This is a genomic window from Dorea sp. YH-dor226 (assembly GCF_039832105.1).
Classification (GTDB): Bacteria; Bacillota; Clostridia; order Lachnospirales; family Lachnospiraceae; genus Dorea_A.
In genome coordinates, this window is record NZ_JBDOHS010000002.1 from 17,117 (window position 1) to 38,428 (window position 21,312).

Sequence of the window (21,312 nt, forward strand, 5' to 3'; positions counted from 1 at the left end):
AGGAGCATTCCCATGGACCAGTACAGCAAAAAAGGATATCTGAACAGCGAGTTCCGGTTATTTCATCTGACAGACAAAGAAACCCGGGAGGTAGAATATCATTACCACGATTTCGACAAGATCACCATCTTCATCCGTGGGCATGTCGTCTATACGATTGAAGGAAAATCATATGAGCTGAAACCTTACGATATCGTACTGGTCAAACATAATGATATCCATCGTCTGACCGTTGACAACACAGTTCCATATGAACGGATCATCGTCTACATCTCTCCCAATTTTATAGATGCCTACCAGACTGATTCCTATGATCTGAGTTATTGCTTTCAGAAAGCTGAATCTGAACATTCCAACGTTCTTCGCATCGCTACGCCCGAAAAAAGCTCTCTTCTGCGTTCCATCACCCGTCTGGAAGCATCTTTTTCAGACGAAGGCTATGCCGCAGATCTGTATCGGCAGGTCATGTTTCTTGAATTCATGATCCACCTGAACCGCGCCGCAAGAAAAAACCGGCTGGAGTTCATTGATACGGATATCTGCAATACAAAGATTCAGGACATTCTTTTTTATATCAATGAAAATCTGAGAGAAGACCTCACGATCGATGCGATTGCTGACAGATTCTATATCAGCAAATACTATATGATGAGATTATTCAAGCAGGAGACCGGCTATACGCTGGGACAATACATCTCCCAGAAGCGGCTCCTGCTCGCAAAAGAATTGATTTTATCCGGTGAAGCCGTTACACAGGTGTGTTACGACTGTGGCTTTAAGGATTATTCTACATTTTCCAGAGCCTACAAACGACTGTTTCAGGAATCACCCCGGGATACTCTGACTCTTTCATAGAGTTCCGGGGACACATATGCCCTTACAAAGATGCCTTCTTCTCTGTATTCTTCTTCCTGAAGTTCCCCATACTTTCGAATCAGCTGTATCTTTCCGGCTTCCTGATAAGAATATAAACTTTCTATGGCAACTTTCTGCTGTCTGAGTACCGCCTCGATCGTCTTTAACAGCTCCTGAATTCCATCGCCCGTCTTTGCAGATATCTTCACAGTATAATCCGCATGAAAATCTCTTACATTCCATTCATTCTCTGCTTTATCCTGCTTGTTGAATACGGTGATGACCGGCTTATCTGTCACTCCCAGATTCTGCAGAGTCTCATATACAACATACATCTGTTCATCCATCTGCGGATTGGAGGCATCTACCACATGCAGAATCAGGTCTGCATATTTGGCTTCCTCCAGCGTACTGCGAAAAGCCTCGATCAGATGATGCGGAAGCTTGCGGATAAAACCTACGGTATCCGTAAGAAGAATCGACTGACCGCTTGGAAGCTTCAGTTCCCTTGTCGTCGGATCCAGTGTGGCAAACAGCTTATCTTCCGCCAGAATTCCGGCTCCTGTCAGTGTATTTAAAAGCGTAGACTTTCCCGCATTCGTATATCCCACAATTGCCGCCACCGGAACACGGCTTTTACTACGCTGCTCTCTTGTCACTTCCCGATGCCTTTTCACATCCTTCAGTTCGCGGTTCAGCTGAGCAATCCTGTTCTTGATCAGTCTTCGATCCATCTCCAGCTTCTTTTCTCCGGGGCCTCTCGTACCGATTCCACCACCCAGTCTGGACATGGCAGTTCCCCACCCGGTAAGTCTGGTCTGCTGATACTTAAGCTGTGCAAGTTCTACCTGGATCTTTCCCTCACTGGTGGATGCACGCGAAGCAAAGATATCCAGTATCACAAGCGTACGATCCATCACCTTCGCATCCAGTTCATCCTGAAGATTCTTCATCTGTGCCGGTGATAATTCATCATCACAGATAATTCCGGTTGCCTCAAGTTCCCAGATCAGATCCTTCAGTTCCTGTAATTTCCCCTTGCCAACATAAGTTCCCGGATGGATCTGTTCCCTGTTCTGAATCAATATTCCAACCGTTTCCGCCCCCGCTGTGGATGCCAGATCCTTCAGTTCCTCCAGAGACTGCAGGGTATCATCCTGATCGGATAAGCTTACTCCCACCAGAATCACTTTCTCTTTTTCTTTTTCCAAATCAATCATATGTGCCATAATTATCTTGTCTCCAGAAATTCCGCTTCTTTTTTTGCATCCTCATCATCCGGATAATCTTCCAGATATTCCTCAAGCTTTACCTTCACACTTTCCCAGTCTCCTGTCTGTTCATAGGCTGCAATGATATTATAACGGATCTCCTGTTCCATCTCCTCACTGTTATCCTCATCCTCAAGCGCCAGATTGTAAAAATTCAATGCCTTCTCCGGATGATCCAGTTTCATTTCACAGCTTCCAAGGAAATTATAGATCGTGCCCGTTTTTTTTGCATCATTCTCCAGTGCGTTTTTAAATGCCTCACACGCCCCTTCATAATCTTCCATCTCCCACTTTGCGATTCCGATTCCACGATAGGCGTCTCCCACGTTTTTCTCCTTCTCTATTGCCTCCTCGAACTGTTCTATCGCTTTCTTATATTCTCCATCTTCCAGATATTCTACTCCCTGCTTTGCAGGATTTTTTCCACAGCCGAACACCAATACCGCTACAATGACTGTGAGTAATACACATTTTATACGTCCCATCTTTTTCCCTCTCTGTAATTAATATTTCCTGTTGCATTAAACAAGGCAGGTCCCCATGCCTGCCTCATAATACGCGATTTCAAATATGATTATTTCTTTTTCTTATTTGCAAGCTTTCCCATCAGTTCGTTCTCACCGTCAAAGATTCTGGAGATGCGAAACTTCTTCTGAATCTCATAGACATCACTCTGTCCCTCTGCAAAAACTTCTGCAAATAAGGCTTTTGGATCCTCCACATGCTTCATTCCTTCACGCTCAGCGGAATCCGTCTTTACAGCGACCTTTCCATCAAATATAATAGGACTTCTTTTTACGGTGGAACTTCTGACTTCAATAATCGTCCTTGTATTATTATAAGCTGAAGTGCTGTTTAAAATCAAGAATATATATTGTTATGTCAATGTTCTGTCAATGTTCGAATTTCACTACCAGCGCCTTTGATCTTCCCTGCTGTTTTCGACTGCACAGGAGATCGCTTCATTGAATGTCGGGTGCGCCCGCATCGCATACATCAGCTGAGCAGACGTAAGACCATTCGCAATCGCAGTCGCCATCTCGCCGATCATATCCGTTGCACGCTCACACATCATCTGCGCTCCAAGAAGCACATCACTGTCCGCTGCAAATAAAAGCTTGATAAATCCATGCTTTTCCTGTGAGATAACCGCCTGTCCGTTTACATCCATCACATACTTTCCACAGCGAAGAGGAATTCCCTTCTTTCTTGCATTTTCTTCCGTAATTCCCACAGATGCAATCTCCGGATCTGTATACAGACAGCTTGGAACGATTGATATCGGTGTAAACAGACAGCTTGGCACCATCTCGATGATCACCGATGGCTGAAGATCATTCATACGTTCCACCACGTACGCAGCCTGCGCGGACGCTACATGCGCCAGCTGGATTCCTCCGATCACATCCCCGATCGCGTAGATTCCTTTCATACTGGTCATATAAAAGTCATCTACAACAATTCTTCCATTCTCAGTCCGGATCGGGACATCCGGATCAAACAGCCCTTCTGTATTGGCTGTTCTTCCTACCGATACCAGAACCGCATCCACTTCTTCATGCTGATTGATTCCCCGGTACACATATCTGCATTCCAGGCCCTGTTCTTTCTGCGTTACTTTTTCAAGAATACTCTCCTTATAGATATGAATGCCTCTTCCGGTCAGTATCTCTTCCAGAGTATCGGAAAACTCCACATCCATGTTCGGAAGCAGACGGTCTGATAATTCTACGATCGTCACTTCACTCCCCAGAGCATTGAACACGGTTGCAAGCTCAATCCCGATCACACCGCCTCCCAGGATCAGCAGTCGCCTGTACCGGCTCTCATTGGATGTAAGCAGCTCCTCACTTGTCATAACACCGGGAAGCTCCATTCCCGGAATATCTACCATACGTGCCTTTGCACCCGTCGCGATCAAAATATATTTTCCTGTAAAATACACCGTTTCCTGAGACTGCGTGACTACTCTCACTTTGCGGTCGCTTTGGATGGTTGCACGTCCTCTTACCGATGTGATTCCCAGATCAGCAAATTCTTTTTCAAGTCCTTCCCGCATCTTTGCAGCAGAATCATCTTTATACTCATAGATCTTCTGAAGATCAAATCCCACCTTTTCCGCCGTCAGTCCAAATTTTTCACATTCCTTCATCTCATGATACAAGGTTGCGGCATGTACAAGTGCCTTCGTCGGAATACAGCCTCTGTTGATACAGGTTCCGCCAATCTCTCCTTTGTCAATGATCACAACCTTCATTCCCAGCTTTGCTGCTTTTTTTGCGGCCACATATCCGCCGGGACCTGCTCCGATGATTACAAGATCATATTGCTTTTCCATACAACTTCCCCCTCTAGTCAATCTGCCAGTCAATCGGCTCCACTCCATGCTCTTTCAGGAACGTATTTGCCTGACTGAATGGTTTACTTCCAAAAAAACCTCTGTATGCAGACAACGGACTCGGATGTGGTGCTTTCAGGATCAGATGGTTCGGATTCGTCAGCATCCGTTCCTTCCGCTGTGCCGGAGAACCCCATAAGATAAAGACAATCGGACGATCCTGCCCATTCAGTGCCATAATCGCAGCATCCGTGAATTCCTCCCAGCCAATTCCACGGTGCGAATTAGCCTGATGTGCCCGCACCGTCAAAACGGTATTCAGCATCAGTACTCCCTGTCCGGCCCACTTTGTAAGACAACCATGATTCGGAATCGTACATCCCAGATCATCATGCAGTTCCTGATAGATGTTCACAAGAGAAGGGGGAATATCCACACCCTTCTGAACTGAAAAGCACAATCCGTGAGCCTGTCCGACATTATGGTATGGATCCTGCCCCAGAATCACTGCCTTCACTTCATGGAGCGGAGTCAGATGAAATGCATTAAATATATCATTTGCCGGCGGAAACACCTGATGCGTTTTGTATTCCTGATTTACTGTTTCATATAGTTTTTTATAATACGGCTTCTTAAATTCTCCCTGGAGAGCCTCCAGCCAGTCATTATTAATTGCTGCCATCGTTTTGTCCCTTCATATCTATAAACGTACAGACACGTTTCTTCCTCTCAGATATTCTTTTACTTCCCGGATCTCCAGTTCCTTATAATGAAACAGAGACGCTGCCAGTGCTGCATCCGCCTTTCCTTCCGTCAGTGCATCATAAAAATGCTCCAGCGTTCCGGCGCCTCCGGATGCAATGACCGGAATTGACACCGCTTCTGCAATCGCTCTGGTCAGTTCCAGATCGTATCCTGCTTTTGTACCGTCACAGTCCATACTGGTAAGAAGGATCTCTCCGGCCCCAAGCTTTTCCACCTTTGCAGCCCATTCCAGCGCATCGATTCCCACATCAATTCTGCCGCCATTCTTATAGATATTCCATCCGCTTCCGTCCGCACGCCTCTTTGCGTCAATCGCAACGACAACACACTGGCTGCCAAACTTCTCTGCCGCATCTGAGATCAGCCTCGGTGTATTGATTGCAGAAGAGTTGATTGATATCTTGTCTGCACCCTCTCTCAAAAGTGCTTTGAAATCATCTACCGTGCGGATTCCTCCGCCAACCGTAAACGGGATAAACACCGTCTCCGCAACCTTGCGTACCATGTCTACCACAGTTTCCCTTGCATCGGAAGATGCAGTAATATCCAGGAACACAAGTTCATCTGCTCCCGCCTTATCATAAGCCTTTCCAATCTCGACCGGATCCCCGGCATCTCTGAGATCCACAAAATTCACGCCTTTTACTACACGTCCGTTATTGACATCCAGACACGGAATAATTCTCTTTGTATGCATATTGTCCCCTCCGTCTATAATTCCACAAAATTCTTCAGAATCTGAATTCCCACATCGCTGCTCTTCTCCGGATGGAACTGGCACGCAAACACATTGTCCTGTTCCACAGAAGCATGAATATTTGTACTGTACTGCGTCGTTGCGGTTACAATACTTTCATCTTCTGCTTTCAGATAATAGGAATGTACAAAATATACATATGGATCCTTCGGAAGTCCCCGGAACAGTCTTCCCTGATTATGAAATTCCAGAGAGTTCCATCCCATGTGTGGAATCTTAAGGCCTTCCTGATCCGGAATCCGTAAGATCTCCCCTTTTAATATTCCAAGTCCCTCAACTCCCGGTGTCTCATCACTTCGTTCAAATAAAAGCTGAAGTCCAAGGCAGATTCCAAGAAATGGAGTACGGTTTCTGACCACCTCATGAATCACTTCATAAAGCCCATACTGATGGATCTTTTCCATCGCATCTCCAAACGCTCCTACTCCCGGAAGGATCACCTTATCCGCATTAAGAATTGTCTCTCTGTCTCTTGTAATCGTCACATCCTGTCCCAACAACTGCATGGCTTTTTCCACGCTCTTAATGTTTCCTGCATCGTAATCAATAATTGCAATCAATGTCTTAACCTGCCTTTCTTCATCTGGTACTGTATTGTTTTATTTTACATCAAGTTCAAACCAGAATTCAACACCGTTATCATAATTATTCACTCCATACTTCTGATGGAAAGACTCCATGATTGCTTTTACTATAGAAAGGCCGATTCCGTTTCCTCCATACGCTCTGGTATGTGCCTTGTCCACTTTATAAAACTTATCCCAGATGTGAGGGATATCTTTTTCCGGAATCGGCATACCGGTATTAAAGACGGTGACCTTCGCCTTTTCTTCGTCTGTCAGGATCTTCACCTCTACTACTTTCGCACCGCTCACATGATGAAATGCATTGCTTACATAGTTACGTACCACTTGTTCCACTTTGAATTCATCCGCCCATACATAGACCGGAGCTTCCTGGCGAAAGATGACTTCTGCCTCCTCCTGCTGTGCAAGAATCTCCATGCTCTGAAGAATTCCTCTGATCAGCTCTGTCAGATCAAACCGCTCAAACGAGATATCCTCATCTCCGAATTCCAGCTGATTCAACGTCAGAAGGTTTTTTACCATCTGATTCATCTTTGTTGCTTCATCCATGATAACATCACAGTAAAACTCACGGCTCTGTGCATCCTCGTTGACGCCCTCTTTTAACCCCTCTGCATATCCCTGGATCAATGCCAGCGGTGTCTTAAGTTCATGCGATACATTGCCAAGAAATTCATTGCGCATCTGTTCCAGCTTTTCTTTCTGCTCAATGTCTTTTTTCAGGCTGTTATTCGCTTTTTTCAGCTCTGAGATCGTACTTTCCAGCTTTTCTGACATCCGGTTGAAGTTCTCGCCCAGTTCTCCGATCTCATTCTTTCCTCCGCTGGTATATTTTACATCAAAATCAAGATTCGCCATGCGGTCCGACAAAAGGGCAAGTTCATGGATCGGATCAGTAATCCGTTTGGAAAAATACCAGATAAAGATTACGGCCAACAGAATCAGCACACTACCGATATAAATCAGAAAACGATTGGATATCGCCGCACTTTCCCTGATTCCTTCCAACGGGCTTCGAATCAGGAACTGACTCCCGTCACTGAGATATCCCCACATCTCAATGTAATAATTCTGGTTCCAGGGATCCCAGGACTGACTGATCCGGTAATCATCTGTAGACTTCAGAACCTTACTGTCTTTTTGTGCCTGATTAAGCAGATATCCAAACATCTGATTCTTTAGCATATCCTTATCATACACATTTGTAAAAACCGTTCCGCTGCTTTCGTCCAGAATCAGAAAAGAAGTATTACTTTTTTCTGCAAGATGAACCAGACTGTTCGCCACTTTTTCATCAGTCAGAGTCCCTTTTTCAATTGCCTCATTCAGTTTCCCGTATATATCGATAAACTGTGTCTGTTTATTTCTGATATAATATGGCTCCAGGAAATTCCCATTGATAACCAGAAGAGCCAGCATCATGCAGGCAAGCAAACCCACAAAAGCGGCGATCATCTGATGCTTGATCGAATGCCCTGCAGAATGTCTGCCCATACGTTTTTTCAGAGAGATCATGCTTCCACCTCGAATTTATATCCCATTCCCCAGATAGTCTTAATATAATTTCCTTTTTCTCCAAGCTTACTTCTTAACTTTTTCACATGTGTATCAATCGTTCTCGCATCTCCAAAATAATCATAATCCCATACATTATTCAGAATCTTCTCTCTGGACAGTGCGATCCCCTGATTTTCCACAAAATAAGTCAGCAGTTCAAACTCCTTAAAGCTAAGTTCAATCTCTTTTCCGTCGATTCTCACCTGATGAGCCGCCTTGTCGATCACGATGCCTCCTGCATCCAGCTCTTCTTCTGATCCGATCGCATGAGCCCTTCTTAGGATCGCACCGACTCTTGCAACCAGAATCTTCGGACTGAACGGTTTTGAGATGTACTCATCCACACCGAGGTTAAATCCCTGCAGTTCATCATGCTCTTCTGATCTTGCAGTCAGCATGATAATCGGAACCTGTGAAGATTCACGGATCTCCCTGCAGGTCTGCCAGCCGTCCATCCTTGGCATCATTACATCCAGAATGATCAGTGCAATGTCCTTTTCCTCATAGAATATCTCCATCGCTTCCATTCCATCGCCTGCCTCCAGAACAGTATAGCCTTCTCTTTCCAGGAAGTCCCGAACCAGCTTCCGCATTCTGCTTTCATCATCTACCACCAGTATCTTTACTTTATCCATGTCATTCGCCTCCATATTGACGCTATTGTCTCATTTTTTCTATCATAACAGGAAAATATGTCATTTGTGTGAATAGAATAAAAGAAATAATATAAAGCAGAAACCTTGACAAACAAAACATTCATTCTATATAATTAATTTCAACTGATGCAAGACAGTCTGCGAGCCAGCAACAGCACATATATCAGGGCTTGTACTGGTTTCGACGGGGGTCTGGAAGTTGGAGAAGCCATCCGTAGCGGGACACTACGATAAAAGTTCCAATTAAATATAAACGCAGACAATAGAGAATTAGCGTACGCTGCCTAATTTGGCGGCAGTCGGCCCCGGGTCATCCGCTGCCTGGGTCACCGGCTTCAACGAGGCGGAGCACTTCGTTTCCAAAGCTTTGAGGGAATGGAAGAACTTATGAAGCTACTAAAGTCCGTAACCTGTCATTAGGTGACGGACGGAGGGAATGTTAATATAATGACTGTGATGGGAGATGCTTCGATGGATGGGCTTTCGGACGCGGGTTCAACTCCCGCCAGGTCCACTAAAAAAACACCATTACGATGACGTATTGTAATAGGTGTTTTTTCGTTTATTATTTTTGAAATGAGGGAACAAGTATGCAGGAAAACAACATTATGAATCTAAACGAATCGCAGCAGACAGAAAGCCTGAAAGTGAATATGGAACAATTAGAGAAGGTACTTATGAAAAGCCACCGGATCGATCCGAATCTTTATCTGGAGTATGACGTAAAACGTGGTCTCCGTGACTCTGCCGGAAAAGGTGTACTGACCGGTCTTACGGAAGTCTCTGATGTCTGTGCCTACAACCTTGTGAACGGACGTATGATCCCGGCAGACGGTGAACTCTACTACCAGGGAATTAACGTGAAAGATCTGATAAATGGTCTGCGTGGAAGAAAGTACGGTTTTGAAGAAACCATCTATCTGCTCCTGTTCGGAAAACTCCCGGATCAGGAAGAACTGAACATGTTCCTGGATGTCATGTTCGAACTGCAGACACTGAGCGGACGTTTTCTCAGAGATGTTGTCATGAAAGCATCCAGCGAAAACATCATGAATGCCATGCAGCGCTGCATCCTTACACTCTACACCTATGACTCTGATCCGGAAAACATATCACCTGCCAATGTACTTCGGCAGTCCCTGGATCTGATCGCTAAGCTTCCTCTGATCGCGGTCTACTCCTATCATTCTTACCGGCATTTTCGTAAAGATGATACTTTGCTGATCCGCAACCCTCAAAAGGGATTGTCTATGGCCGAAAACATCCTTCTGATGCTTCGTCCGGACGGCCAGTATACAGAACTGGAAGCAAAGGTACTGGATATTGCACTGATTCTACATGCAGAACACGGCGGCGGTAATAACTCAACCTTCACGACACACGTTGTCACCTCCTCCGGTACCGATACATATTCTTCCACTGCCGCATCGATCGGGTCTCTGAAAGGACCGCGCCACGGCGGTGCCAACCTGAAAGTCCAGAACATGTTTGCCGATATCAAAACACACATCAGCGACTGGACCAACGAAGAAGAAGTGTCTGCATATCTTCAGAAGATCCTGAACAAGGAAGCCTTTGACCATTCCGGTCTGATCTACGGTATGGGACATGCCGTTTACACGCTTTCCGACCCACGTGAAGTCATTCTGAAAAAATTTGCAAAAGCTCTGGCAGAAGAAAAGGGACTGACGGAAGAATTCGCACTCTACGAACTGGTAGAACAACTGGCCGGACAGATGATCATGGAACATCGCAAGCTTTTTAAAAACGTATGTGCAAACGTAGACTTTTACAGCGGCTTCGTATATTCCATGCTGGGTATTCCGCAGGAACTCTTCACTCCGATTTTTGCAATCGCACGTATGCCGGGATGGAGTGCACACCGTCTGGAAGAACTGATCAACGCAAGCAAGATCATTCGTCCTGCTTATAAGTATGTAGGAACACACAGCGAATTTCATGCCATAGACGAACGTTAATACATAATGGGACGGCTGCAGAATGGAATATATCATTCTGCAGCCGTCCCTCTTTTCAATTACTAATGTACTTTATTTATTGGATGCAAATATAAATCCTAGGAATCTGATCAGTGTATATACCACAAATACAACTGCGATTACCGTTTCAACAAGTACAACGTACTGAAGCACCGGCATCGGTGTTCCCATATTGGCCAGACATGCCATCGTCTGCTTCGTAGCGATCGCGCTGATTACAAACGGGAATGTAAATGCAGCATAACTCGGATAGAATTTTAATTTCAGATATCCAATCGCCTTTACAAGTGAAAAGAGGTAAAGAACCGTTGCTACTGCAAGCATTGCCAGCAGAAATCCTCTTGACTTTGGCATTACAGACTGTACATATCCTGCGATACAGAGACTTGTAGGCGCCGCATAGATACAGATCAGCGGCTGTGCAGGCTCCGGAACCTGTGGACACTTGACATAGCGTATCGTCACAAGCACAAGCAAAAGAATCAGTGTTACAAAACCAAACCAGAAAGCGATTGATCCGATTCCGGTCTTTTCATAAGCAGGTGCCGTAACTGCCGCTACTGCAATTCCGACATATACAATGTAATAACTTGCAAACACCTTCGGAAGCTGAAGCTTCAGAATAAACTTCACTGTAAAATAAACGATCAGTACGATATGTAAAAGAATCGCAAAATACCAGATATACATTGCCGCCGGTCCAATGAACGGTTTTACATAAGTACTGAGGAGCATCAGTGCCATTGGAAATGTTCCGGATACACTGGCCATAATCGGATTCTGCATATCTTCTTTGATCATTTGCGGAAACATGATCAGTTTCAGCAATACCAGTATCAGTAAGAACGCCGCTACAATACCGCACACAGAACGAATGCCTTCCCCATAGCTCTGCAGCAGATTGCCAAGCGCTGCCAATCCCAGCATAACACCACAAAGAGGGATCGGAACTTTTTTAATTATGTCTTTCATATTGATGAATTCCTTTCTGTCTCAATAAAAATTGTCACAACAACCCTGATCAGATCTCTGCAATCGCCCGTCTCGGTGCCGGTTCATCGATCTCATCAAGATTTTTGATTCCCAGTTCACGACAGACAATCTGAGCCACTTTCCATGTACACAATCCTGTGAAGAAAATGCACTGTTCTTTATGCTCTCCACGTCCTTTATCAAATTCCTTCGTAAGAACTCTGCAGCAGATTGCGTTTTTCTGATTTGCCACTTTGAACCAGTCGTGAAGTTCTTTGGTCAGCTCCATACATTTCACACTCTTCGGATTCGTAGGACCATCCTGCTCTGTTCTTCCAAAAAACATTCCCAATGCGAGAATTCCTCCGTTAAATGCACCACAGACACATCCGGACTTTCCTGCACCTACCGCCATACCGGATGCCATTGCAATAACCTCTTCCGGCACATCAAGCTTAAATTCATCACGAATTGCACTGATCAGTGCTTCACAACAATAATAACCATCCTTAAATTTTTTCTCTGCCACCTGCTGTACCGCTCTTGGGCTGATTTCTGTTACTCCAATATTCATCATTTTTCCTCCTGATCTTACAATATATTTGTTTATATTTTATCATAGTTTCTTTCTTTTTCTTTATCAGTATTATCTATAAACATATTCAAATATACTATAATTATAAATAAATACAAAAAACGGCTCTGAAAATTTTTCTTTTTTTGTAGAAAAAGTAAAATTTTCAGAGCCTTATCAACACTTTGTTACCATCTGTCAATTATCTGGTGATAGATCCTGTATTAATTCTGTCCATCCAGCTTTTTACATGTTTCTGAAAGATGTCAACACCATTTCCTATCGATTCATTTTTTCTTGTCACCATACAGATCTTCCATTCATAGATGCCGTCTGAAAACGGAATCAGCACCAGATCATCATGTCCCATATCATCCGACACAAAATCCACCGTAACAGAGATCCCTTTATTTTCTCTGACCATCTTGTGGCACAGACTGAATCCGCTTGCCTCAAACATGATATTCGGTTCAAATCCGGCTTCGCGGCATTTATCAACGATCAGATGATGAATCTTGAATTCCCGGCTTTCTATATATAATGGTTCATCTTTCAGATCCTGTATGGTAACAGAGCTTCTGCTACTGAGGGGATGTTTTTTATTGACCAGAAGCTTGACCGGAAACGATTCCAGTTCCAGCACTTCATACAGCTCTTCATCACACGGAGCCAGAGTAAACATCACATTTCCCTCTCCTGTCTGAAACCAGCGTTCGATCTGCAGGTCCGGACATTCTCTGTAATGGAGCTCAATCTCCGGATATTTACTTTTGAAATCCAGCAGGCATTCCGGTGTGACAAGACGAAGAATGCCAAAAGCAGAGAGCAGATCAACCACACCATGCTCCTGCTGTCTGATTCGCAGAATATCATTTCTCATGTTATGATATTCCTCAAGTTCGGTTTTCGCATATTCCAGAAAACGCTTTCCACATTCCGATAGTTCCATTCCGCTTCCGGTTCTCAGAAACAGCGTACAGTCGCATTCGCTTTCCATATTCTTTATCACTCTGCTGATTCCCTGCGGAGTCATATAAAGAAGTTTTGATGCTTTTGTAAGATGGCGTGTCTCGGCTACTACTATAAATACTTTCAAATCCCGGATATTCATAATTACTTCATCACCTCTTCCATATTATATCATATTTTTCTTCTTTATTTTCCTCTGTTTTTTTATCAAAAAAATTAGCACTCATATTTATTCAAAAAATTAGCACTCACCTATTGACAGTGCTAACAATATATGTTATATAATAACTATAGCAAATAAAACAACTAAAACATTCAGATACATTTTAAGGAGGAATGACTTATGTTACTTACAAACAGAGGATTTAATAATTTATTTGATGAGATGTTCGATGACCCATTCTTCACCCGTCGGTATGACAACACATCCGTTCAGGTAATGAAAACCGATATCCATGAAAAAGACGGCAATTACATCATCGAGATGGAACTTCCGGGATATGCAAAAGAAGAGATCAAAGCGGATCTCAAAGATGGATATCTTACCATTACAGCTCACAAGAATGAGACCAAGGAAGAAAAAGAAGCCAGAGGCAAATGCATCCACAAAGAACGCTACACCGGAACCTGCAACCGCAGCTTCTATGTAGGAGAAGAACTGTCTCAGGAGGATATCAAGGCAGCATTTAAAGACGGTGTCCTGTGCCTGCAGTTCCCGAAAGAGATCAAAAAGCCGGAAGATCAGCCTAAAATGATCACCATTGAATAATAGCATGGATAGCTCTTCAAAGTTATCCTCTGCACCAGATTCTCTTTAGGAAAGGGGACGCAACCATCTGATTTTGAGATGGTTTGCGGCACCCTTTTTTTTGGAAAAAGATTCAGCGTTCCCTCCGGTGCATCAGCCAACCGAGCCTTCAGCTGCTTCTGGGTTTCCTGCAATTCATCAATTTCCCTGACTAAATATTCTTTAAATTGATTGTGTTCAAGCATATATATCAACCTCCGTATATTTGATGGTATTTTTTCCGGGGCTTTTCATGTATAGATTCGTTATTGGATTTCTTGATGGTATTTTTCTTTTTGAATTTCATGCATAGACTTGATATTGGATTTCTTGATGGTATTTTTCTTCAAATTTTTCATGTATAAACTTTACATTTGATTTTGTGATGGATTTCTCTTCAAAATTTTGCATGTATGGATTACGTTTTGAAATATAAGATGGTAGTCACCAGACACCTTATCTGTTGCCCGCCAGCGGCTTTTGCTATAGCCAGCCAAAAAAGCACGGAAGGAATCCTCAATTTTATTTTTCTGATTTTAAACCACATCCAAAATATATACCTGCGAATTGGATACATGGTCATCCACCATGCAAATATATAATTCCATTTTCTTTTCTGGCAATCAATCTTTTTTCCGTTACGAATCAGAAACCGGGCCCTTTTCACAATACTTCTCTTCCATCAGTTTTTTTCATATACCCTATTTTTATTTCATATTATATCAGAAATTTTACAATTATCTTTTCCACTGTTTTTGTATTCAACGGAGTCTTACTTGTTTCCATAGAGAACAGAAACCTATCTCCGTAGTGATATCCATTTTCCATATAATAATTGATCTTCTCACTTGCTTTTTGGGAATATTCCGGACTATCCATCATGCCAAAATGTTCATACACGTATGCCTTACGGGTTCTGACATTCAACAGCAGGAAGTCCGGATATACAATCCTACCGTCCTGCATCCATACTTTCGGCTCATAGACATAAGGAATCTGATTTCGGTAAAATAAGTCTGCAAGAATCTTTTCCGACTTAGACCTCACCGGCTCACCCCTCTCAGAAAAAATCTTCTGCAAAATCGGATAAGGATTTTCTCTGCCCGGATTCTTCTCATACCATTCTCTGACATATGCTTCTTCTGCCGGAATACATGGTGAAACTAATGCCTGCCTCGCCGCAGGCATTGCCTGATACATGTCATCAATCGACACGTGATATTCATCCAGCATGCGTTTGCCATATTTTAATCTTGCCTCTACGATAGACAATACTTTACTGTCATATGCTTTCTGTGCAAGTGCTGCCGCCAGATCTTTCTTCTTTTTGGAAAGATACTGCCTCTTCCTGCCTTCCCTATAAATGTAATATTGCACATTTTGATTCTTTTGCAAAAGATTCAGCGTTCCCTCCGGTGCACCGGTCAACCGGGCCTTCAACTGCTTCTGGGTTTCCTGCAGTTCATCAATTTCCCTGACTAAATATTCCTTAAATTGATTGTGTTCAAGCATATATATCAACCTCCGTATATTTGATGGTATTTTTTCTGGGGCTTTTCATGTATAGATTCATTATTGGATTTCTTGATGGTATTTTTCTTTTTGAGTTTCATGCATAGACTTGATATTGGATTTCTTGATGGTATTTTTCTTCGATTTTTTCATGTATAAATTTGACATTTGTTTTTGTGATGGATTTCTCTTCAAAATTTTGCATGTATAGAATACGTTTTTGAAATATTAGATGGTAGTTGCCGGATGACCTGTCGGGAAATGGTATTTTCATCATAATGCTTCTCCTGCTTTTTTACAAGCTGATCTTATCGAGAGCAGCATAAAAATGTGCCCGGATGATACCGGGCAACACAAAGATTAATATTACTGTTCCAATTGTAAAGATATGTTTGCTTCTTCTACAGATCCAGCCTGCACTTCTGAAGTCGTACTGTATAGATCCCGTAGGTAACCGTCATAAGTCCATAACAAATTCCAAGAAGTATGACTGCAATCAGTCCGGTCTGCCAGATCAGATGTCCGATCATTGCTATCACTATAGCTAACATCAGCATTGTTTTCATCAACATAAACGTCTTATAGCTTGCCATATAGATCACTTTGCGTTCTGCCTCATCACAGCTTGCGAGGAAATCTCTCTGGAAATGAATATCTGAAGCCTCCCCTCTCTTCATCGGATCCTTTTGTTTGATCTGCTTTACCATAGCCACCTGGTACATTCCACAGATGGCAGTGCATACAATCAGCAGCACTGCACAGTACAGCATCCTGCCGGCAGCTCCTTTGCTGTCCAGTTGAAAAGAAAATGCCAGAAATATCATCCCCAGACACATACCGATATTGCTAACCATCACTCCAACGGTTCCCCAGAAATCAAACTTTTTATCCATACGATCCTGCAGTTCATCGTCTTCCTGCCCTTCCATAGAGCGGATAATCATTCCACTCTTCCAATAGCAGAGTATACACAATATCAGGACGATCAAAGTCAGAACAACCATAATGATCAATACATGCTTCGTGATCCATCCAGATAATGCTCCCATCATTCCCGCAACGCCATCTTCATAATAGATGGACACATATCCTCCGACACCTCCGATCACACCTCCCAGGGCCATAAACAACAGCATCTTAATATAAGAATTCATTTTCTTTGATTTTTCTTTTTTCACTTCTCTACTCATCTTTATTCTCCTCATCTTCTACATATATGAATATCTCTTCTACCGGTACCTGAAATATCTTTGCGAGCTTTAATGCCAGCGTTACTGAAGGTGAATAATCTCCTCTCTCAATCTGACTGATCGTCTGCCTTGATACTCCTGCCATCTTTCCAAGAGTCGTCTGATTCACATTAATTCTGGCCCGGTGTTCTTTCAGGCGATTCTCCAATCCCATTCGTCTACCTCCTCACGCAATGTCAAATTGACAACTTTATTTTTCATTATGACAACTTTTCTTGTCATATGTATCATAGCATTGACAACTATAGTTGTCAACAAGAAATTCCCATATTATACAAAAAAGGAACAACTCTTTTCCTAACGTATAGAAATGAGTTATTCCTCTGTTTTTTTCTTCTTTTTTTCTGATATTCTATCTCATACCACTGCAGAAAATCTCCAAATATTTTTCCTTCTGCAATGGCACGGATCTGTGCAGCTTCCTCCAGCGTCTTATAGCCGCCAAGATTATAGCATTTCTTTTTAAACATAATCTGTGCGATCCATTTATTACGTTTTTTGTTATAGTACACCCCCCGCACTCCGCTTGTGTTGGTCTTATACATAGTATCTGTCTGAAGCTTTTCCACACAAGTCCCGTCCACATAATGCATGTGATTCGCAGGATTCCGTTGGTAGCCGCAGCTGGTTGTCCATCCGCTCTGCAGATTGGACTGACGTACATCCACAGTATTTCCACAATCACACTGACAGTGCCAGACATGAAATCCCTTTTCTTTTTCTACGTATGAAAGAACGGTAAGCATTCCAAAGCGTTTTCCCACCCAGTCTTTTAAGGGCGGTCTTTTCCCACAGCCGCAGCTTCTCACTCCGCCTGTAATCAGTCTCCGCTTTGTTGTCTCTATTTCTTTCCCACACTCACATTGACAGAGCCAGAGGGGATTTCCATCTTTTGCCTTATTGCCGGATCGGCCTTTGACATGCAGTTTCCCAAAATGATATCCCGTTAAATCTTTGACCCCATCGTAGGCAGATGGTTCACAGCCACAGCTGAAGATTACGCCCGGCTTTAACCGGCGGCTTTCCACCAGAATTTCATTTCCGCATTCACAGCGACAGCGCCATACTACCGCATTCCGCACACATTGTTGTGTCGGCTCCAGAACCGTTAACTTTCCGAATCGTTTTCCCGTCAGGTCGTTCCCTCTCATTTCTCAATCTCCATGTATATTGAGTTGTCAGCCATAAAATATTTAAGAAACTTTTCTACCGCCATCCCGGTTTTTACTCTTCTACAAATCCCATTAATATCAGCTCTCTGATAAGTCCCTCGACATCCGTTCTGGCAGTTTCTTCATCTACATCAAAATGTTCTAACACAAGCCTGATCATTTCTTCTGTATCAGCCACTTCGTCGATATGCTCCCAAACAAATGTTGCAACGCGATTAGGCGAGAATAATCCATTAAATTTTTTAGTAGCTTCCCCGGTCGGAACGATAATCGATTCCCCGGCGATCTTTCGGAGGATAAAATTTTTATTTCTTTTCATGGTCTCTGATTCTCCCATCTTTTTTGTGCGGATAATATTCCGCTTTCTATCATCTACACAGACTTCAATGCAGATCCTTCATATAAAACACTCTCTAACGTATCTACTGCTCCCGGATTTTTCGTACACAGAAAACGGTAGATCTTTATTTCTTCCGATAATTCGGTAACCCAATTCAAGGCTTTTCGAACAAATACGTCATTCCAGCTGTTAACTGTTAATTCACTGTAAATTGCAGAAAAGGCTCGATGCCCGCAAATTAGTTCTACGTGATCTTCTGGTGCCTGCCGTAGAACGACAATGGCTTTGATCGGTGCCTGACGATTCAGATGAATATTGGATGTACCGCAAAACGGCGCACCATACGCATACCAGGTACCGTTTCTTTTGCGGATGATCGTACGGTCTCCGTTAATGATCTCTGCGCCTCTGTAAATCCGCCACAAATCTCCCTGCGTTGATTTTCCCGTACCGGAAGGAGCTGTGAACAGAATCGCCTGCCCATCTTTTTGTATATGACAGCTGTGCAGGATCATGGCATCAAATCTCATCAGCAGCTTTTCAATGCAAAAAAGTTTTCCAGATGATTCCCCCGTTCTATTTCCTCTTTCAGCCATTCCACACTCAGATAATGGCAGACTCCACTGTCTGTTCCCAGAATGGTAACGGCATGATAATATCCATCATGGACATGAAAGCAGGCTTCCGTCCCTTCCTGATTTTGATAGTAATGGAACTTGGCTATCTCTCCGACAAAAACAGGGGTTTTCTCTAAGAAAGAAGGAATATTATCCGTCTGGCAAAATCTTAATGTATAGTCGGGTTCACATGGCTCCACAAGGAACTCTCTCATATAACTGTTTTGTGCCGGGAAAACAAAATCAAATACCACGCGTAATACAATATCTGCAATCCGGTAATAGGCTTCGCTGCTCATAGTGATTCCTCCGCTTTCCTAAGCTGTGTAAGTTCCTCTTGAAGAAGAGCTGAATAGTAATGGCAGAATTCACATAGATATTCCGGTTCCCCATCAATTGCTCCGGTCTCACAGTATGCTCCGGCGGCACAGACAGGACAGATGCCAAGATATCGGCAGGTGCTGCACTTCTTTGAAAGCTGTACTTCTTTTGTATAGCGTGAAATTGCTTTCCACGCATCTGCAAAGCTTTCCCTCTCAAGACTGTGAATGTCGTCGTTTGCCACACCGCAGTCAGACACTTCCCCTTTCCAGTTTATCCAGAACGCACTGACTCCGCTGCGGCAATATTTCTTTTTTCTCCCATGCCGTTACAACTTGCCCAAAATACTCCGGCACCTGAATCTCCGGCCGTCCGAACCGGATTCCTCTTGCTTTTGCAGCTGCAATTCCTTCAGCCTGACGCTTTCGAATGTTGCTACGTTCATTTTCTGCCACAAAAGAAAGTACCTGAAGAACAATATCACTTAAAAAAGTTCCCATCAGATCTTTCCCTCGTCTTGTATCCAGAAGAGGCATGTCCAACACGACTATGTCAATTCCTTTTTCTTTGGTAAGGATACGCCACTGTTCCAGAATTTCCTCATAGTTTCGGCCTAGTCGATCAATACTATGAATATACAGTAGGTCATCTTTTTTTAATCTGCATACCATTCTTTTGTACTGAGGACGTTCAAAATCTTTTCCGGACTGTTTATCCATAAAGATATTCTGTTTGGGAATCTCCTGCTCCTCCAGGGCAATTACTTGTCGATCTTCATTCTGATCACGGCTACTGACACGGATATATCCATATGTAGCTGACAAATCATTCTCCTTTCCAGCCAAACCAGATCGCATTTCTCTGTTTTGACCTCTTTACTATTAAGTAAAATTCAAACGCTGAAAATATCACATTAGAATTCCACTCGATGGGAGAGTTTACACAATAAAACAAAAAAAATCCATTCACCTCATTCCAAAATACAATTCTTAAAATAATTATAATATATTATTAATAAATTCTTTCGTTTTTTTATTACACTTGAAATTCCTTTATACATATAACTATACTTCAGAATATAAGAAAGTACAAAAAAAAGGACCCTGTAATATACTATTACAATGTCCTTTTTTCACTTCACATACTATATCAATTAATGAATCGAAAAATCCCGGATTATTTATTTGAAAATTTTAATATTTCCTACCAGTGGCAATTCTTTCTTCGTCCCCTTGCATGCACTCACAATTCCCATGATCGCAATGATAAAAATTGCAAAGCCTGCAACGTCCAGTATTCCGGACAACATTGTATTTCCAAAGTTGATAAAGGAATACAATCCGAATACAGCTTCACCGTCCAGCAGATCCAGAATCGCAGAGATCACAAACAGCGAAACGCCCTGGTTCACGTGCTGTTTTACATACTCTGACTTTTTATTCCCGGCAAGAAGTGGAATCAGAACCAGAAATCCAAAATAAGACAGGATTCCCATCCCCTTATTCTGTCGCACTTCCTCCTGCGGAAAATATTCTTCCTGTGTCTGCCCCTGCCCATATGTATTCTGTTCATATGTATTCTGCGTATAGGTATATTCCTGCGTATTTCCCTGCCGGCAGCCTCCCTGAGAACCATTTCCTGCATTCTGTCCTGTGTTCTGTCCTGCACCGGCATTTTCCTGCGATGTCTGTACCGGGATCTCAGCACCGCATTTGGGACAGAACCTGGTTCCGTCCTCTACTTTATTTCCACATTTCACACAATATGCCATCTTTTAATCCTCCAATCCCAGAATCTCTGCCAGTACTTCAATCATGATCTCATTTGTACAGGACTTGACATATCCCATCATATGAAGCGATATCTCATCCTGCCTCTGCGCCTCTGTAAGTGACGGATTCTGATTCGTTTCATTAATCAGCTGAATCAGCTGAGGCGTAAGTTCTTCATATATTTCCATCGTTGTCTGTGTCACCAGTTTTCTCAGATCTTCTTTCTTCGTTGGTACCATC

Annotated in this window: 27 protein-coding genes and 1 other RNA gene; 4 read left to right on the plus strand and 24 right to left on the minus strand. The window is 43.0% G+C overall.

The annotated features are described in order from the left end of the window. Nucleotides 1-12 precede the first annotated feature (12 nt). On the plus strand, nt 13-855 hold the full coding sequence (locus ABE547_RS01860; protein WP_347377172.1) for an AraC family transcriptional regulator: 843 nt from the start codon (nt 13-15) through the stop codon (nt 853-855). On the opposite strand, the gene hflX is transcribed toward ABE547_RS01860, so the two are convergent. From hflX to ABE547_RS01905, 9 genes are all read right to left on the minus strand, one after another. Next, on the minus strand, nt 819-2,084 hold the full coding sequence (gene hflX / locus ABE547_RS01865) for a GTPase HflX (protein WP_347377173.1): 1,266 nt from the start codon (nt 2,082-2,084) through the stop codon (nt 819-821). The two genes, ABE547_RS01860 and hflX, sit on opposite strands and share 37 nt — an antisense overlap. A gap of 2 nt (nt 2,085-2,086) precedes the next feature. After that, nucleotides 2,087-2,611, minus strand: a complete 525-nt coding sequence (locus ABE547_RS01870) for a tetratricopeptide repeat protein (RefSeq protein WP_347377174.1) — start codon at nt 2,609-2,611, stop codon at nt 2,087-2,089. Between the two features lie 89 nt (nt 2,612-2,700). Then, the gene (locus ABE547_RS01875; RefSeq protein ID WP_347377175.1) at nt 2,701-2,991 is read right to left on the minus strand and encodes a hypothetical protein; all 291 of its coding nucleotides are present in this window, start codon (nt 2,989-2,991) and stop codon (nt 2,701-2,703) included. 45 nt (nt 2,992-3,036) lie between these two features. Beyond that, nucleotides 3,037-4,464: a dihydrolipoyl dehydrogenase gene (gene lpdA, locus ABE547_RS01880; RefSeq protein ID WP_347377176.1), complete on the minus strand. Its 1,428-nt coding sequence runs from the start codon at nt 4,462-4,464 to the stop codon at nt 3,037-3,039. Between the two features lie 13 nt (nt 4,465-4,477). Beyond that, nucleotides 4,478-5,146 carry a uracil-DNA glycosylase gene (locus ABE547_RS01885; protein ID WP_347377177.1) on the minus strand — a complete coding sequence of 223 codons (669 nt, stop codon included), beginning with the start codon at nt 5,144-5,146 and terminating at the stop codon, nt 4,478-4,480. A gap of 18 nt (nt 5,147-5,164) precedes the next feature. After that, a complete protein-coding gene (gene hisF / locus ABE547_RS01890) occupies nt 5,165-5,926 on the minus strand; it encodes an imidazole glycerol phosphate synthase subunit HisF (RefSeq protein ID WP_347377178.1) in 762 nt (253 codons plus the stop codon). Nucleotides 5,927-5,940: 14 nt separating this feature from the next. Then, on the minus strand, nt 5,941-6,546 hold the full coding sequence (hisH, locus tag ABE547_RS01895) for an imidazole glycerol phosphate synthase subunit HisH (protein WP_347377179.1): 606 nt from the start codon (nt 6,544-6,546) through the stop codon (nt 5,941-5,943). A 39-nt stretch (nt 6,547-6,585) separates the two neighbouring features. Continuing rightward, on the minus strand, nt 6,586-8,088 hold the full coding sequence (locus ABE547_RS01900; protein ID WP_347377180.1) for a HAMP domain-containing sensor histidine kinase: 1,503 nt from the start codon (nt 8,086-8,088) through the stop codon (nt 6,586-6,588). Continuing rightward, nucleotides 8,085-8,765, minus strand: coding sequence for a response regulator transcription factor (locus ABE547_RS01905; RefSeq protein ID WP_347377181.1), 681 nt, complete (start codon nt 8,763-8,765; stop codon nt 8,085-8,087). The genes ABE547_RS01900 and ABE547_RS01905 overlap by 4 nt, the downstream gene beginning before the upstream one ends. A 187-nt stretch (nt 8,766-8,952) precedes the next feature. Between ABE547_RS01905 and ssrA the strand changes: the two genes are divergently transcribed. Then, nucleotides 8,953-9,303, plus strand: a transfer-messenger RNA (tmRNA) gene (gene ssrA, locus ABE547_RS01910). Between the two features lie 91 nt (nt 9,304-9,394). Continuing rightward, a complete protein-coding gene (locus ABE547_RS01915; protein WP_347377182.1) occupies nt 9,395-10,765 on the plus strand; it encodes a citrate/2-methylcitrate synthase in 1,371 nt (456 codons plus the stop codon). Nucleotides 10,766-10,837: 72 nt separating this feature from the next. On the opposite strand, the gene ABE547_RS01920 is transcribed toward ABE547_RS01915, so the two are convergent. The 3 genes from ABE547_RS01920 to ABE547_RS01930 form a co-directional block, all read right to left on the minus strand. After that, nucleotides 10,838-11,758 (minus strand): TDT family transporter, encoded by a 921-nt coding sequence (locus tag ABE547_RS01920; RefSeq protein ID WP_347377183.1) that lies wholly within the window; start codon nt 11,756-11,758, stop codon nt 10,838-10,840. 49 nt (nt 11,759-11,807) lie between these two features. Continuing rightward, nucleotides 11,808-12,332, minus strand: coding sequence for a C-GCAxxG-C-C family protein (locus ABE547_RS01925; protein ID WP_347377430.1), 525 nt, complete (start codon nt 12,330-12,332; stop codon nt 11,808-11,810). A gap of 202 nt (nt 12,333-12,534) precedes the next feature. Further along, nucleotides 12,535-13,443 carry a LysR family transcriptional regulator gene (locus tag ABE547_RS01930; protein WP_347377184.1) on the minus strand — a complete coding sequence of 303 codons (909 nt, stop codon included), beginning with the start codon at nt 13,441-13,443 and terminating at the stop codon, nt 12,535-12,537. 201 nt (nt 13,444-13,644) lie between these two features. Here ABE547_RS01930 and ABE547_RS01935 point away from each other — a divergent pair, with 201 nt between their 5' ends. Beyond that, nucleotides 13,645-14,070 (plus strand): Hsp20/alpha crystallin family protein, encoded by a 426-nt coding sequence (locus tag ABE547_RS01935; RefSeq protein WP_347377185.1) that lies wholly within the window; start codon nt 13,645-13,647, stop codon nt 14,068-14,070. On the opposite strand, the gene ABE547_RS01940 is transcribed toward ABE547_RS01935, so the two are convergent. From ABE547_RS01940 to ABE547_RS01995, 12 genes are all read right to left on the minus strand, one after another. Next, a complete protein-coding gene (locus ABE547_RS01940; protein ID WP_347377186.1) occupies nt 14,043-14,294 on the minus strand; it encodes a hypothetical protein in 252 nt (83 codons plus the stop codon). The genes ABE547_RS01935 and ABE547_RS01940 overlap by 28 nt on opposite strands. Before the next feature lie 511 nt (nt 14,295-14,805). Then, a complete protein-coding gene (locus tag ABE547_RS01945) occupies nt 14,806-15,600 on the minus strand; it encodes a hypothetical protein (RefSeq protein ID WP_347377187.1) in 795 nt (264 codons plus the stop codon). Between the two features lie 401 nt (nt 15,601-16,001). Continuing rightward, the gene (locus ABE547_RS01950) at nt 16,002-16,790 is read right to left on the minus strand and encodes a DUF3169 family protein (RefSeq protein ID WP_347377188.1); all 789 of its coding nucleotides are present in this window, start codon (nt 16,788-16,790) and stop codon (nt 16,002-16,004) included. Continuing rightward, complete coding sequence (locus ABE547_RS01955; protein ID WP_347377431.1) at nt 16,783-16,998, minus strand: helix-turn-helix transcriptional regulator; 216 nt, start codon at nt 16,996-16,998, stop codon at nt 16,783-16,785. Before ABE547_RS01955 ends, ABE547_RS01950 begins: the two co-directional genes overlap by 8 nt. A 103-nt stretch (nt 16,999-17,101) precedes the next feature. After that, nucleotides 17,102-18,001, minus strand: a complete 900-nt coding sequence (locus ABE547_RS01960) for an AP2 domain-containing protein (protein ID WP_347377189.1) — start codon at nt 17,999-18,001, stop codon at nt 17,102-17,104. A gap of 73 nt (nt 18,002-18,074) precedes the next feature. Beyond that, nucleotides 18,075-18,341 (minus strand): PqqD family protein, encoded by a 267-nt coding sequence (locus ABE547_RS01965; protein WP_347377190.1) that lies wholly within the window; start codon nt 18,339-18,341, stop codon nt 18,075-18,077. Between the two features lie 53 nt (nt 18,342-18,394). Beyond that, entirely contained in the window at nt 18,395-18,892 is a 498-nt protein-coding gene (locus ABE547_RS01970) for a hypothetical protein (RefSeq protein ID WP_347377191.1), read from the minus strand. Next, nucleotides 18,892-19,278, minus strand: coding sequence for a hypothetical protein (locus ABE547_RS01975; RefSeq protein ID WP_347377192.1), 387 nt, complete (start codon nt 19,276-19,278; stop codon nt 18,892-18,894). Before ABE547_RS01975 ends, ABE547_RS01970 begins: the two co-directional genes overlap by 1 nt. Next, a complete protein-coding gene (locus tag ABE547_RS01980; RefSeq protein WP_347377193.1) occupies nt 19,275-19,544 on the minus strand; it encodes a hypothetical protein in 270 nt (89 codons plus the stop codon). The genes ABE547_RS01975 and ABE547_RS01980 overlap by 4 nt, the downstream gene beginning before the upstream one ends. Before the next feature lie 7 nt (nt 19,545-19,551). Further along, nucleotides 19,552-20,124, minus strand: a complete 573-nt coding sequence (locus tag ABE547_RS01985; RefSeq protein WP_347377194.1) for a recombinase family protein — start codon at nt 20,122-20,124, stop codon at nt 19,552-19,554. A gap of 356 nt (nt 20,125-20,480) precedes the next feature. After that, nucleotides 20,481-21,071: a zinc-ribbon domain-containing protein gene (locus ABE547_RS01990; RefSeq protein ID WP_347377195.1), complete on the minus strand. Its 591-nt coding sequence runs from the start codon at nt 21,069-21,071 to the stop codon at nt 20,481-20,483. 3 nt (nt 21,072-21,074) lie between these two features. Next, the gene (locus ABE547_RS01995) at nt 21,075-21,311 is read right to left on the minus strand and encodes a hypothetical protein (protein ID WP_347377196.1); all 237 of its coding nucleotides are present in this window, start codon (nt 21,309-21,311) and stop codon (nt 21,075-21,077) included. Between the last annotated feature and the right edge of the window lies 1 nt (nt 21,312).

Excerpts from the sequence above, each read along its gene's own strand:
- ABE547_RS01860 (WP_347377172.1), top strand. The coding sequence starts at position 13 with ATGGACCAGTACAGCAAAAAAGGATATCTGAACAGCGAGTTCCGGTTA.
- hflX (WP_347377173.1), bottom strand. The coding sequence starts at position 2,084 with ATGGCACATATGATTGATTTGGAAAAAGAAAAAGAGAAAGTGATTCTG.
- ABE547_RS01870 (WP_347377174.1), bottom strand. The coding sequence starts at position 2,611 with ATGGGACGTATAAAATGTGTATTACTCACAGTCATTGTAGCGGTATTG.
- lpdA (WP_347377176.1), bottom strand. The coding sequence starts at position 4,464 with ATGGAAAAGCAATATGATCTTGTAATCATCGGAGCAGGTCCCGGCGGA.
- ABE547_RS01885 (WP_347377177.1), bottom strand. The coding sequence starts at position 5,146 with ATGGCAGCAATTAATAATGACTGGCTGGAGGCTCTCCAGGGAGAATTT.
- hisF (WP_347377178.1), bottom strand. The coding sequence starts at position 5,926 with ATGCATACAAAGAGAATTATTCCGTGTCTGGATGTCAATAACGGACGT.
- ABE547_RS01900 (WP_347377180.1), bottom strand. The coding sequence starts at position 8,088 with ATGATCTCTCTGAAAAAACGTATGGGCAGACATTCTGCAGGGCATTCG.
- ABE547_RS01905 (WP_347377181.1), bottom strand. The coding sequence starts at position 8,765 with ATGGATAAAGTAAAGATACTGGTGGTAGATGATGAAAGCAGAATGCGG.
- ABE547_RS01915 (WP_347377182.1), top strand. The coding sequence starts at position 9,395 with ATGAATCTAAACGAATCGCAGCAGACAGAAAGCCTGAAAGTGAATATG.
- ABE547_RS01920 (WP_347377183.1), bottom strand. The coding sequence starts at position 11,758 with ATGAAAGACATAATTAAAAAAGTTCCGATCCCTCTTTGTGGTGTTATG.
- ABE547_RS01925 (WP_347377430.1), bottom strand. The coding sequence starts at position 12,332 with ATGAATATTGGAGTAACAGAAATCAGCCCAAGAGCGGTACAGCAGGTG.
- ABE547_RS01930 (WP_347377184.1), bottom strand. The coding sequence starts at position 13,443 with ATGAATATCCGGGATTTGAAAGTATTTATAGTAGTAGCCGAGACACGC.
- ABE547_RS01935 (WP_347377185.1), top strand. The coding sequence starts at position 13,645 with ATGTTACTTACAAACAGAGGATTTAATAATTTATTTGATGAGATGTTC.
- ABE547_RS01940 (WP_347377186.1), bottom strand. The coding sequence starts at position 14,294 with ATGCTTGAACACAATCAATTTAAAGAATATTTAGTCAGGGAAATTGAT.
- ABE547_RS01945 (WP_347377187.1), bottom strand. The coding sequence starts at position 15,600 with ATGCTTGAACACAATCAATTTAAGGAATATTTAGTCAGGGAAATTGAT.
- ABE547_RS01950 (WP_347377188.1), bottom strand. The coding sequence starts at position 16,790 with ATGAGTAGAGAAGTGAAAAAAGAAAAATCAAAGAAAATGAATTCTTAT.
- ABE547_RS01960 (WP_347377189.1), bottom strand. The coding sequence starts at position 18,001 with ATGAGAGGGAACGACCTGACGGGAAAACGATTCGGAAAGTTAACGGTT.
- ABE547_RS01965 (WP_347377190.1), bottom strand. The coding sequence starts at position 18,341 with ATGAAAAGAAATAAAAATTTTATCCTCCGAAAGATCGCCGGGGAATCG.
- ABE547_RS01970 (WP_347377191.1), bottom strand. The coding sequence starts at position 18,892 with ATGAGATTTGATGCCATGATCCTGCACAGCTGTCATATACAAAAAGAT.
- ABE547_RS01975 (WP_347377192.1), bottom strand. The coding sequence starts at position 19,278 with ATGAGCAGCGAAGCCTATTACCGGATTGCAGATATTGTATTACGCGTG.
- ABE547_RS01990 (WP_347377195.1), bottom strand. The coding sequence starts at position 21,071 with ATGGCATATTGTGTGAAATGTGGAAATAAAGTAGAGGACGGAACCAGG.
- ABE547_RS01995 (WP_347377196.1), bottom strand. The coding sequence starts at position 21,311 with ATGGTACCAACGAAGAAAGAAGATCTGAGAAAACTGGTGACACAGACA.